The organism is Enterobacter sp. CPE_E863 (assembly GCF_046521465.1).
GTDB classification, from domain to species: domain Bacteria; phylum Pseudomonadota; class Gammaproteobacteria; order Enterobacterales; family Enterobacteriaceae; genus Enterobacter; species Enterobacter adelaidei.
Genome location: NZ_JBKFZX010000005.1, coordinates 115508 through 128487, shown reverse-complemented (window position 1 = coordinate 128487; position 12980 = coordinate 115508). Strand labels below are relative to the sequence as shown.

Sequence of the window (12980 nt, the reverse complement as noted above, 5' to 3'; positions counted from 1 at the left end):
GGCGGCCTGTTCTTATGGCGGCCGGGTGTTGTGTTATGTGGTGCATGCGTTATAATCCTTCACAGGCCACGCGCCTGCTTTTGGACCCCCTGATATCTGTGTCTTCCGCCAAGATGATGACAGATGTCGGGGGGTTTGTGCATTCAGGCTCCGGGAAATCCCGTTACCTGCTCCTGAACGTTTTACTGGACACGTCCTGTCCCTGTCTGTTTCCGGAAGTCCGCATTTCTTCCGTAAAACCATCTTTTGCCACCCGCCTGCCTCACCACAAAGCAGTCAAACCGTCAGTTTGAGTTAGGACACAAAAGTAATCTGAATCAACAATCTGTCCCACCACAAGACGATCGCTGACGATCCGAATACTACCTTCTCATCAGTAACTTTTCCAGATGTTAGACCAGATAACAATCCATAGTTTTCATGCTAATTGTCCGGATGAGACTGCTAGCAAGCATCGCACGCAGTAAATTCAGGGCGTTGGGTTTGATTTGGTAGGCCAGAGCAAGGAAAATAATTTAGAGGAAGAGCTTTACCTAATAGTTGCAAGTTGACTCTTTCGTATGTTCACTGCACTTAAAAAACCGTATAGCTTTTGCTATACAGAATCCATATGATATGCTTGTAAAGCAATCGCTATACAAGGAGCGCACTCATGAAATCAGATGTTCAGCTCAACCTTAGAGCTAAAGAATCTCAAAGAGCACTTATTGATGCTGCAGCAGAGATTCTCCATAAATCACGCACGGACTTCATCCTGGAAATGGCATGTCAGGCTGCGGAGAATGTGATCCTCGATCGTCGCGTATTTAATTTTAACGATGAGCAGTATGCAGAGTTTATCGATATGCTCGATGCACCGGTTTCGGATGAGGCGGCTATTGATAAACTTCTGGCAAGGAAACCTCAGTGGGACGTGTAACAGCACCAGAACCATTATCCAGCTCCCATCAACTAGCAGAGTTCGTCAGTGGTGAGGCAGTACTTGATGACTGGCTTAAACAGAGGGGATTAAAAAACCAAGCTCTTGGTGCAGCACGAACGTTCGTCGTTTGTAAAAGAGACACTAAACAGGTTGTCGGTTTTTACTCTCTGGCCACCGGCAGCGTTAACCACGTGGAAGCAATGGGAAGCCTCAGGCGCAATATGCCAGATCCAATTCCCGTAATCATACTTGCTCGCCTGGCAGTTGATGTTTCATACCGTGGCCAAGGGCTCGGGGCCGATTTACTGCATGATGCAGTTCTGCGCTGTTACCGTGTAGCTGAGAATATTGGAGTCCGTGCGATTATGGTTCATGCACTGACTGAAGAAGCCAAAAACTTTTATCTTCACCATGGCTTTAAGGCATCACAAACTCAGGAACGGACATTGTTTTTAAAGTTACCACAGTGAGGTTTGAGGAAGAAAGGGGCTTGTTCGATATTTAAGATATTGATTTATAATGATTTTACCATTGAATTTAACATAATCTTTGTTATGCGCACCTGTATTGTTAGAACCATTTAGTAATGTCACTTTTTATCCAGATAGAAACGTCACCTTAGAGTAAGCTAAACTGAATGCAATTCTAAGGGGCTCAACGCATGTTGGTGACCATGTCAGATAAAGAGATCCACCGCCTACCGGTGATACAGGCAGTTTGTGAAAAGCGTCTACGCCGTCGTGATGCAGCATCACAGCTTGGCATTTCAGAACGTCAGGCGCAACGACTTATCAATCGTTACCGAGTTTCTGGTGCTGAAGGACTTGTCAGCCGCAAACGCGGCCAGCCCAGCAACCGCCGGTTGACCGAATCTCTCAAACTACGAGTACTCACGCTGATACGTGAAAACTACAGTGACTTTGGGCCCACACTGGCCGCAGAAAAACTCAGAGAGCGCCATAATATCCGGCTTTCAATCGAGACCGTCCGCAACTGGATGACGTCTGACGGACTCTGGGTCCCGCATGCTCGCCGTAAGTCACGGGTTTATCAACCCCGACATCGGCGTGATTGTCTGGGTGAACTTATCCAGATCGACGGCTCCCACCATGACTGGTTTGAAGGCCGTGCGCCAAAATGCTGCCTGCTGGTCTTTATCGATGATGCCACCGGGCGTCTGATGCATTTGCGGTTCAGCGAGTCAGAAACAGCCTTTGACTACATGCTGGCAACCCGGGAATACATCGAGCAGCATGGGAAGCCGGTATCGCTGTACAGTGACAAACACGCAATATTTCGCGTCAGTGGTCCGGAGAAACGCAATACCACCGTTACCCAGTTCGGACGTGTGCTTTATGACCTGGCAATCGAGCTTATTTGTGCCAACAGCTCTGAAGCTAAAGGCCGCGTGGAACGTGCGAATCAGACACTTCAGGATCGGCTGATCAAAGAAATGCGTCTGGAAGGTATAACCGGCATTGAGGCCGCAAATGCCTGGCTTGCCACTTTCATCGCTGACTTTAACAGCCGGTTTTCACGACCGGCTAAGTTCCCCAAAGATTTGCATCGTCCGGCAGGAAAGCCCCGATGAATTAAGAGACATCTTTGCCTGGCATGATGTTCGTACCGTGTCGAAATCACTGACCTTCCAGTACGATAAGATCCTTTATCTCATGGACACCACAGAAGAAAATAGCCGTCTTGCCGGTGAAAAAATTAAAGTACTGGATTATCCCGATGGCACCCTCGCCTTCCTCTATGGGCACCGGAGCCTTAAGTGCCAGGCATTTGATAAGCTGGCCTGTGTCGACCAGGGGCAGATTGTTGATAACAAACGTCTCGGGACTGTACTCCGACTGGCTCAGGTAAAACAGGATGAGCGGGAAAGCGAAGGCAAACGGGAACGAAGCAAAAAATCGCCCAGCCGTAAGGCTCAGGTGCGCATCCAGGAACAGCTCCGGGCTATCAATCCCGTTCTGGCAGACCCGAGCTTGTTTGTGGCAAGTTCAAAGCGATAGAATCGACCATCAGTGCTGCAAAGTACCGGAACAGTGAGTCCCCAAAAGGATACTTGAGATGATTAAATTCCCGACTACAAAGCGCGTTGATTTGTATAAAACTGCTGTCAGCTCTGAGCAATTACATCTAGATCTGGTTGCGGCTCAGGAGTTCATGTTCGATGCCTGGGAAAATGATGACCTGGAAGTTGTGCTGAAACTCATCAGAAAAGCTATCAAGAAATCCCCGCTCTGTGCTGACGCATACTCATTCTACTGCGAGATATCTCAAGAACCTCCTGAGTCAAAAATCGGGAAGCTGGAGACTGCTTTGTACGCAGCCAGCATTGCACTTGGCGAGGATTTTCAGGAGTTCGCAGGACGTTTCTGGGGATTTGTCGAAACACGTCCATATATGAGAGCAAAAGCAGCTTTGGCTGAGGCCTTATGGGAGTCTGGTAATTTTTATCCGGCTATGGCTCATAGCCGCGAAATGCTGAAGCTCAACCCGAACGATAACCAGGGGATTCGTCATTTATTAGCGAACTATTACCTTGAGCTTGAAATGGTGGATGATCTGGCCTTGCTACTGGACGATTATCCTGGGGATATGCGTTCGTTTTTTCAGTATACACGCGCCCTACTCGCCTACCGACAGTCATCCCCGGATGCCGATGATATCGCTAAAGCTGCGATTGATTCTAATAGACACATCCCCGGCTTGTTATCGAAGTGCAGATTACAGATCAAGTCTAACAGTGGATATATCACGTTAGGTGGAATGGATGAAGCCATTTATTATGTGAATCATAATATAAAGCCTTGGATTCGCACCTCTGGCGCAATTGATTGGATTGTAAATAATTCATTAAGTAAAATATAAGGATTTAGTTTTAATGTTTAATCTAATTATGGGCGGAGAACCTGACTATTTTGAACATTGGCCCATGTATGAACGGGTTAGTGGGAGTTGTGATTTTCCTATATCACGTATGTTAGAAGGCACCTCTGATGACATCCGGTTGAAGTTAACGCCTTTGAATGATAAAGCATTATCTTATATTGAGAAATTACCTACGCTTTTTATGTCAGAACTTTATTCCCGAGACAATGTTGAATACATTACTTTGCGACTTGGTGTAATTTCAAATCTACGAACAGTTAACAAAAATGTTGAGTTTGATTTCAGAATCACTCACTCACAAGATGATGTCGTAGTGATAAACAAAGAGTTATATCAAACAGCTTTAGAATTAGGTGCATATGGGCTGAAACGGACTCACTGGGGAATAAAAGCACGTGATTTAAATCAAACATTAGCACTTCTAAATATAACGACAAGAAGTACACCACTTCCTCCTACTGAAGCACTTCCTGATGAAGTTGATAACTACCCAATAATAGATAATGTTCAAAGTTTCATGGCGCGTGTTTTAGAACAAGATCATGAAGAAGATGCAGAAATATTTTATCGTGGACATTCTGATGTATCTTACGAGTTGGCTCCATCAGTTTTCAGGAAAAACAAAAAAGGTAACTTCAAGCATTTGCACAGTGAATCAAATTTAGTCCGTGAAGCCCTAACAGCAAGGCCAACTGAGTTTGTTGATGATAAAACAATGCTAGACAAGTTAGTAAGGATGCAACACTACGGACTACCAACTCGTTTGTTGGATATAACATCAAATCCACTAATCGCTCTGTATTTCGCTTGTTGCGACATTAGTAATAATGAAAATACAAATGAGGTTGATGGACATGTTATTATTTTCAAAACAAAAAGGGATCGTATAAAATTCTTTGACTCTGATACAGTAAGTTGCATATCAAATATATCAATGCTAAGTCAAACACTGAAAGATCAGCTGGATTGTAAAATGGACAAGGAGGCTTTCAATAAAACTGAAGCTTGTCAAAAACTCATACATTACATTAAAGATGAAAAACCTTATTTTAAAGATGTAATTATACCATCAGATTTGGAAAGGTTAATTTTCGTTAAAGGAAGAAATAATAATGAAAGGATGTCATCACAGTCAGGTGCATTCTTATTATTTGGGAATAATGCTGTTTATCCCGATTTAGTTTCAAACCCTGATGATGCTATGCAAGAGTTTAAAGTAGAAAAATAGTGATCAGAAACAAAGCTAGAATACTTAAGGAACTCGCAAGGTTAAACATTACAGATGCGACAGTTTATCAAGGCATGGAAAGGACAATGAAACTAATTGGGCCAAATTTTCCGCAGGAGATTGATCTTCATGGTTTTTTGACACACTAGCCTGTCGCTACTGGCATTGGTCCCTTGTATGCTAAGCATATGAACTCTGGTGTGTTGGACAGGAGCAATTAACCAGTCGTATAGTAAAATTTGAATGTAAAAATATAAAACAAGGAGTTGAGAATGAACCCCATTACTTTGAGTGAAATGAGTGATGAAGATGAAGAGGTAAAAATCATTTCTTCATATGAACCTCAAGATGATGAGATTGCGATCGTTTTTGATAGTTCAAAAATTACTGGAGGTAATGCACTGGATTTTTTCCAGTTCACCAAGCAATCACATTCTAATGTTAAAGTGTACGGAGATTCTAATGGTGTTTCGTACCTGCAATTAAACAGTATAACGTTAGCGTTAGGCACTTTCTTTGCCACATCAGTAATGATACCTTTTTTAGTAAATCTTGTTTCAAATTATATTCAGAAAAAAATTGATAACTTTGGAACTAGAGATATAGACGTTAAAGTCTCTATAATTAAAAAAAATAAATCAGGAAAACATGTGAAATACACTGTTTCTGGAAAAGTAGACGATGTTTTAAAAGTAATTAACAAAATCAAATAAAAATCTATATAGATATTATGAATATTCACGAAAAGTTAAAGCGTTGGATGTGTATTACTCAAGAAGATAGTGCTATTCTTGATTATCTTAATGCTGAGTTAAAAAAAGCTCAATCCTTGAGCTTGAATAATGAATCAAACAGATTGTTTTTATACAAAACAATTTTACTAGCCCATTTAAAATATATTCAAGTCATTAATTTACTTACAAGAGGTGATTTTTATGAAGCATGGGTAGAACTTGAAAGGATAGAAATAGATTTAATACATGGCTTTGTTGAATAAATCAGATTTCGGGTAAGTCTCCCCCGTAGCGGGTTGTGTTTTCAGGCAATACGCACGCTTTCAGGCATACCTGCTTTCGTCATTTTGTTCAGCGCTCGTACCAGGGCCATAGCCTCTGCAACCTGACCATCGTAGTCACGCAGTGTCAGTGAACCTCCGAACAGCTGTTTTACCCGGTACATCGCCGTTTCCGCTATCGAGCGACGGTTATAATCTGTTGTCCATTTCCACCGCGCATTACTCCCGGTCAGCCGCTGATTCGCAACAGCACGGTTACGGTCTGCATATTCACCGGGCCAGTAACCCGCGCCTTTTCGGGGCGGGATAAGCGCGCTGATTTTCTTACGCCGCAGTTCATCGTGACAGAGCCGGGTGTCGTAAGCGCCGTCTGCCGATGCTGCCCTGATTTTTCTGTGAGTCTGCCGGATAAGACCGGGAAGGCTTCTGAGTCCGTCACATTGTTCAGCGACAGGTCTGCACAGATGATTTCATGTGTGTTGCTGTCAACTGCCAGATGCAACTTTCGCCAGATACGGCGGCGTTCCTGGCCATGTTTTTTGACTTTCCATTCGCCTTCACCAAAGACCTTCAGCCCGGTGGAATCAATCACCAGATGCGCGATTTCCCCGGGTGGGCGTTTTGAAACTGACATTAACCGACTTTGCGCGCTTGCTGACACTGGTGTAATCCGGGCAGCGCAACGGAACATTCATCAGTGTAAAAATGGAATCAATAAAACCCTGTGCAGCCCGCAGGGTCAACCTGAACACGCGTTTAATGACCAGAACGGTGGTGATGGCGAGATCAGAATAGCGCTGAGGTCTTCCCCGTGATGAAGGCGTTGCCGACTCATACCAGGCCTGAATAGCTTCATCATCCAGCCAGAAAGTTATGGAGCCACGGTTGATGAGGGCTTTATTGTAGGTGGGCCAGTTGGTGATTTTGAACTTTTGCTTTGCCACGGAACGGTCTGCGTTGTCGGGAAGATGCGTGATCTGATCCTTCAACTCAGCAAAAGTTCGATTTATTCAACAAAGCCTTAATACATATTAAAGAAAATAATGAGTTTCTGCCTGAGGTTAATTTCTATGGTGTTAACTTCTTAGCGAGAATGGTATGTAATTGGCAGGCGTTATTCCCATATAAAATCTTCGGTATCTCGTGAAATAATAAAAGAAGTGAAATGTTCAGTATGTAATACAACCCGTAGTTTTATTAATGATTGTGGTCATGTTAAAAATAAACTTTATAATGGAGTTCTTTGCTTTGATGAAGTGATCGATTTTGAATTAATTACTTATGACATAGTTAGTAATCCCGTTAACAAATGTAGTGTTTTTTTCTCCAATGATGGTGATCATTATAACTATTCAACTTTAATTAGTGTTGTCAAATACATACAATCCCCACATCAAATTTTCAATATTACGACCTGGAGATTTAAGGCGAAAGAACATGATGGAGTATTATCGCCAGAAAATATTTGTCCATGTGGAGATTCTTTAAAAAAATATGCAGATTGTTGTTTGCCACGTAATGGTATTTATAAAAAACATATAGATATTTGGTTTCCCTTCCCGTTGAATGTAGAACCTATTTAGAACCAGATATTCAATAACTAAAGATCCCGTTGACACAGATATTTCCATATTAAGATGTTTTCGTTATATTTTTATTCCAGTCTTTCATATTTAACTTTTGCTTTATTAATTGGTTGAGTGGGATAACGCAGCAGTCACATTAATATGATTACATAGGCTGAAAGTGCCCTTTCTATCTTGCACAAAGAGGTGACATTTTAAACTTGCTTTGACATGTATTGTAGGGGCTCAATGCTAATGTCTATTAGGGGGCTGCGGATGTTTTCCTGGACTGTTATGTTGTGATCCCAAGATGCTGCCGGTACTTCACAGGACTCATTGCACCTAATGATAGCTTGATACGTTTCTCGGGTAATGACTCCAACTTACTGATAGTGTTTTATGTTCAGATAATGCCCGATGACTTTGTCATGCAGCTCCACCGATTTTGAGAACGACAGTGACTTCCTGCCCAGCCTTGCCAGATGCTGCCTCAGATTCAGGTTATGCCGCTCAATGCGCTGCGTATATCGCTTGCTGATAACGTGCAGTTCTCCCTTCAGGCGTGATTCATACAGCGGCCAGCCATCCGTCATCCATACCACGACCTCAAAGGCCGACAGCAGGCTCAGAAGACGCTCCAGTGTGGCCAGAGTGCGTTCACCGAAGACGTGCGCCACAACCGTCCTCCGTATCCTGTCACGCGTAAAACAGCCAGCGCTGACGTGATTTAGCACCGACGTAGCCCCACTGTTCGTCCATTTCAGCGCAGACAATCACATCACTGCCCGGCTGTATGCGCGAGGTTACCGACTGCGGCCTGAGTTTTTAAGTGACGTAAAATCGTGTTGAGGCCAACGCCCATAATGCGGGCGGTTGCCCGGCATCCAACACCATTCATGGCCATATCAATGATTTTCTGGTGTGTACCGGGCTGAGAGGCGGTGTAAGTGAACTGTAGCTGCCATGTTTTACGGCAGTGAGCAGAGATAGCGCTGATGTCCGGCAGTACTTTTACCGTTACGCACCACGCCTTCAGTAGCTGAGCAGGAGGGACAACTGATGGAGATGGAAGCCACGGGAGCACCTCAAAAACACCATCGTACACTAAATCAGTAAGTTGGCACCATTACCCGTTTCTCGTTATACCAGCGTATGTACCTGTCCAGGAAGCAGATAAATTTTTCCAGCCTGATACCCGCCCAGTCTCTGCCATAGAACATTTCGTTTTTGATACGCCCGAAGAAGCCTTCACACGCAGCATTATCCGACGAGCATCCTTTGCGCGACATGGACCTTATAAGTCCGGAGGTGTTGATACGCTCGAGCCAGCCCGGCCACCGGTAATGGCCACCACGATCGCTGTGTATCACCGGTTTATCATGTTCGTTGAGCGTATCGAGTGCGTCATCGAGCATCGTATTCACCAGCGTCGCGTCCGGGCGTGTTCCTATCGACCAGCTTACAACCTGGCCATCAAAGCAGTCGATAACCGGCGACAGATAGACTTTTCCAGCCGGAAGCTGGAACTCCGTAATATCGGTCAGCCACTTCTCATTTGGCCTGCAGGAACTAAAATCCCGGGCGAGTAAATTTTCCGGTGCCGGACCGATTTCGCCACAGTAAGAGTTATATCGTCGTCGCCTGGTGCGCTTAACAACGAGCTGCTCTTCTGCCATCAGTCTGCGGACAACCTTTTCAGAAATAACCCTGTTGTTACTGCGAAGCATCGCGTGAAGGCGCCGGTAGCCGTAACAGCGGTAATTCTCCTCAAAGATATCGGCCATGATCACGCGTATTTCCGCATACTTATCGTACAGACGTTTGCTGGCTTTGTGGTAAAAATAACAGCTGCGGGCAAGTTGCAGAACGCTTAGCAACTCAGCAACGGGGTACTTTTTCTTAAGGGCATCAACTATCAGGGTTTTCTCCCTATTTTTCAGTTTCAGAAAGCTGATGCCCAGATCTTTTTTTATCAGTTCATTCGCCTTTGTCAGTATGTCACGTTCGAGCTGCAGCTGATGAACCTGCTTCCTGAGACGCTGGATTTCACCGAGTAAAGTATCCTGATTTTTATCCTGAGGGGCTGCCTTTCGTTTGCGCATGGATTGATAAGCCTCGTCACTGATAAGGTCTTTCTTCCATTTGTACAGGACCGGGACGCTGACGCCTATGCTTTGTGCAACTTTACGCACGGTTCCACGTCGGTTACAGAGCTCCCGGACGGCCTGAGACCTCTCTTCCGGGCTGAAGCATTTGCTTGTGCCTGAGCGAATGACCAGGGGACGCGCATTTGGGTAAAACTCTTCAATCCAGCGCTTTAGAATTTCGTTACTGGGGTAGCCGATGGCTCGGCGAGTGTACGACAGGCAACCACCGTGAGTAAGATAATGCTCAACAGCAGCAATTTTCTGTGTACGTGAATAGCGTTCTCTTGGTTTTAATTCCCTGGGTAAATCGCCCTTCTCTTCATAAATCCGAACCCAACGGCCCAGCTGTTTTGTGGAAGGATATCCCAGCTCCATGACGACAACGGAGGCTTTCTTTCCGTACCGGTAATAGAGTTCGACGGCCCGAATCCGGTCCTCGTATGAATGCATAAATTAACTCCTGAAGGTCCAGGAATTTGTCCGCACTTCCCCTATTTCAAATGCAGGTCGCTACACCTATAGACATGATCAGCGCAAGCACGTCTCAGATGTCCAAACGGTACGGATTTATATATGTTGACCCGGATGATATGGGGAACGGAACACTAAAACGCTCCCGTAAGAAAAGCTTCCACTGGTATAAAAAAGTCATCGCCACGAACGGAAAAGACCTCAGTAGTTAACACAGCACACCCCTGGCAGCACTGTGCTGTCAGGGCGTCTCATAATTCCGCGCGGATACCTCCCGGCCCTACTGTGCATTATTCCCGGGTACGGTCTTTCACCCAACGGCGGTATAATGCCGGATTCATGCCGGTCATCCGGCTGAAGACCCTCCTGAAACTGCCTTCATCCGCGTAACCTGCATCAGCTGCGATCTGCTTTATGGTTTTAGCAGATGTTTCAAGTGCCAGCCTTGCCATTTCACACCTGATCCTGTCGATAAACTGTTTCGGTGACTCGCCTGTTTCCGCCTTTATACGCCTGTGAAAGGTTCGCTCCGAAATGGCAAGGCGCCGGCACAGCTCTCTTGTGGTAAGCAGCGTTGATGCTTCCTGCCTTATAAAAAATTCTGCACCGGGCAGAATACTGTCCGGCCGGCTGAGGTGCGCGGTGGGCATATAAACAGCCCTTGCGGGAGGCGTTGTATCCACTACAGCAAATTCTGCTGCAATACGCGCAGCCTCCGTCCCCTCAAGCTGACGCACAATGTGTAAGGCCACATCAATCCATGAAAGCGGCCCACCAGCCGTAACTATACGGTTATCCTCAGTCAGAGCATTGCCCCAGATGGCGTTTGCCTGGGGGTAACGGCGCTTGAGCTCATCGTACAGCCACCAGGTTGTCGTACATTTTCTGCCGTTGAGCAGCCCCGCCTCGCCCAGCATAAACACTCCGCTGCACGAGCCACAAGCCAGGGCGCCATGCACGTACTGTTGCCGTATCCATGACGCTATGCTGCCCAGTTTACCGAGCTGTGGCGGCGTGTTTGATGCATCGGGTACAAACCCGGGGATCAGAACCGCATCGCATGAATTGATATCTGCCAGTGCCGCATCGGCGGTCAGTAACCGCCCGCTTCCGTCGGTCACTGGCTGCCCGTCCGGACTTGCTGTCATGATATCAAAGGGTGACGGCTCCTTGCGAGCAGCTGATATGGCTCTTCCGGCAAGAGAGAACATATCAGCCAGCCCGGTATAGCCTGAAGCAAGGCATCCCGGGGAAGCAATAATGACTATCTTTTTCATCTCAGTCCTGTAATTGGCCGAAAAAGCCGGTTTAATGGCAGATTCGCCACAGTGCCATGTTGCCTAACCCTGATACAATAATTCTCGTAAGAAAGCCATGATTATTACAACAGGAGAAAGAAACAATGAGTACAACAGCAGGACTGATTTCATTTAAAGCGAGAGAAGGAAAAGGCGCTGAAGTAGCAGAGCGCATAGCCGCTGCTTTGCCTCATGTTAATGCAGAAGAGGGCACCACTCACTGGCTGGTGATCCGCTCAGAAACGAGTCCTGAAACGGTTTTCCTTGTAGATCTGTTCAGTAGTACAGACTCAAGGGAACTCCATATGTCCGGTGAAGCAGCTAAACAAATATTCGCTACCGTACCCGCTCTGCTGGCAGAAGAGCCACACATTCATCCTGCGGTTTTGATTGCGGCAAAAGGTATTTAATTCGGTACGTTGGACTGACCCCGCCACTCGAGTTCTTCCATGAAGCAGATGACCTTCGCCGACGCCGAGTATGCCGGCAAGGGCAAGCAGACCCGCAAGGAACTGTTCCTGATCGAGATGGATCAGGTGGTGCCGTGGAAAGGGCTGATTGCCCTGATCGAACCGCATTATCCGAAAGGCGAAGGTGGTCGCCCGGCGTATCCCTTGATGGCGATGCTGCGTATCCATCTGATGCAGAACTGGTTCGGCTACAGCGATCCGGCCATGGAAGAAGCGCTGTACGAGACGACCATCCTACGTCAGTTCGCCGGACTGAGCCTGGAGCGTATTCCTGACGAAACCACCATCCTCAACTTCCGTCGTCTGCTGGAGAAACATGAGCTGGCAGCCGGCATCCTCTGCGTGAACAATGGCTACCTGGGGGATCGCGGTCTGTCGCTGCGCCAGGGCACTATCGTCGATGCCACGCTGATCCACGCGCCCAGTTCAACCAAGAACCAGGACGGCAAGCGCGACCCGGAAATGCACCAGACCAAGAAGGGGAACCAGTATTACTTTGGCATGAAGGCGCACATCGGCGTTGATGATGAATCGGGGCTGGTACACAGCGTGGTGGGCACGGCAGCCACCGTGGCGGATGTCACCCAGGTCGACAAACTGCTGCACGGCGACGAGAACGTCGTCTGCGCCGATGACGGCTACACAGGCGTCGAAAAGCGCTCCGAGCATGCCGACCGAGAAGTGATCTGGCAGGTCGCAGCACGCCGCAGCACCTACAAGATGCTCGATAAACGCAGCGCCCTGTACAAAGCCAAGCGCAAGATCGAGAAGGCCAAGGCGCAAGTGCGAGCGAAGGTAGAGCCCCCGTTTCGCGTGATCAAGCGGCAGTTCGGCTACACCAAGGTACGTTTCCGAGGGCTGGTGAAGAACACTGCACAACTGGTGACGCTGTTTGCCCTGTCGAGCCTATGGATGGCCCGCCGACAATTGCTGGCAAGCGCAGGAAAGGTGCGCCTGTAATGC

At 46.7% G+C, this 12980-nt stretch carries 10 protein-coding genes and 4 pseudogenes; 10 read left to right on the top strand and 4 right to left on the bottom strand.

The window, feature by feature from the left end:
* The first annotated feature begins 652 nt into the window (after positions 1-652).
* From ACLHV8_RS26935 to ACLHV8_RS26905, 7 genes and pseudogenes are all read left to right on the top strand, one after another.
* On the top strand, positions 653-919 hold the full coding sequence (locus ACLHV8_RS26935) for a DUF1778 domain-containing protein (protein WP_007869691.1): 267 nt from the start codon (positions 653-655) through the stop codon (positions 917-919).
* Positions 907-1392, top strand: a complete 486-nt coding sequence (locus tag ACLHV8_RS26930; protein ID WP_013087269.1) for a GNAT family N-acetyltransferase — start codon at positions 907-909, stop codon at positions 1390-1392. The genes ACLHV8_RS26935 and ACLHV8_RS26930 overlap by 13 nt, the downstream gene beginning before the upstream one ends.
* Before the next feature lie 203 nt (positions 1393-1595).
* Positions 1596-2940, top strand: a pseudogene (locus tag ACLHV8_RS26925) (ISNCY-like element ISLad2 family transposase).
* Between the two features lie 58 nt (positions 2941-2998).
* Positions 2999-3802, top strand: a complete 804-nt coding sequence (locus tag ACLHV8_RS26920; protein ID WP_000589340.1) for a hypothetical protein — start codon at positions 2999-3001, stop codon at positions 3800-3802.
* Positions 3803-3815: 13 nt separating this feature from the next.
* A complete protein-coding gene (locus ACLHV8_RS26915; protein WP_407192064.1) occupies positions 3816-5051 on the top strand; it encodes an FRG domain-containing protein in 1236 nt (411 codons plus the stop codon).
* A 272-nt stretch (positions 5052-5323) separates the two neighbouring features.
* On the top strand, positions 5324-5764 hold the full coding sequence (locus ACLHV8_RS26910) for a hypothetical protein (RefSeq protein WP_016239970.1): 441 nt from the start codon (positions 5324-5326) through the stop codon (positions 5762-5764).
* Positions 5765-5781: 17 nt separating this feature from the next.
* Entirely contained in the window at positions 5782-6048 is a 267-nt protein-coding gene (locus tag ACLHV8_RS26905) for a hypothetical protein (RefSeq protein WP_407224132.1), read from the top strand.
* 41 nt (positions 6049-6089) lie between these two features.
* On the opposite strand, the pseudogene ACLHV8_RS26900 reads toward ACLHV8_RS26905, so the two are convergent.
* From ACLHV8_RS26900 to ACLHV8_RS26890, 3 genes and pseudogenes are all read right to left on the bottom strand, one after another.
* A pseudogene (locus ACLHV8_RS26900) lies at positions 6090-7055 on the bottom strand (IS5 family transposase).
* A gap of 959 nt (positions 7056-8014) precedes the next feature.
* Positions 8015-8707 (bottom strand): annotated as a pseudogene (locus tag ACLHV8_RS26895) (IS1 family transposase).
* Between the two features lie 33 nt (positions 8708-8740).
* On the bottom strand, positions 8741-10228 hold the full coding sequence (locus ACLHV8_RS26890; protein ID WP_208595267.1) for an IS3-like element ISKpn38 family transposase: 1488 nt from the start codon (positions 10226-10228) through the stop codon (positions 8741-8743).
* 65 nt (positions 10229-10293) lie between these two features.
* Between ACLHV8_RS26890 and ACLHV8_RS26885 the strand changes: the two are divergent.
* Positions 10294-10461, top strand: a pseudogene (locus tag ACLHV8_RS26885) (family 1 glycosylhydrolase); the annotation flags it as partial.
* Positions 10462-10539: 78 nt separating this feature from the next.
* Here ACLHV8_RS26885 and ACLHV8_RS26880 read toward each other — a convergent pair.
* Entirely contained in the window at positions 10540-11526 is a 987-nt protein-coding gene (locus ACLHV8_RS26880) for a GlxA family transcriptional regulator (protein WP_410377071.1), read from the bottom strand.
* Between the two features lie 125 nt (positions 11527-11651).
* Here ACLHV8_RS26880 and ACLHV8_RS26875 point away from each other — a divergent pair, with 125 nt between their 5' ends.
* Together ACLHV8_RS26875 and ACLHV8_RS26870 are read left to right on the top strand one after the other, a co-directional pair.
* Positions 11652-11957, top strand: coding sequence for a putative quinol monooxygenase (locus tag ACLHV8_RS26875; protein ID WP_023328886.1), 306 nt, complete (start codon positions 11652-11654; stop codon positions 11955-11957).
* A gap of 39 nt (positions 11958-11996) precedes the next feature.
* Positions 11997-12977 (top strand): IS5 family transposase, encoded by a 981-nt coding sequence (locus tag ACLHV8_RS26870; protein ID WP_069602380.1) that lies wholly within the window; start codon positions 11997-11999, stop codon positions 12975-12977.
* Positions 12978-12980 lie beyond the last annotated feature (3 nt).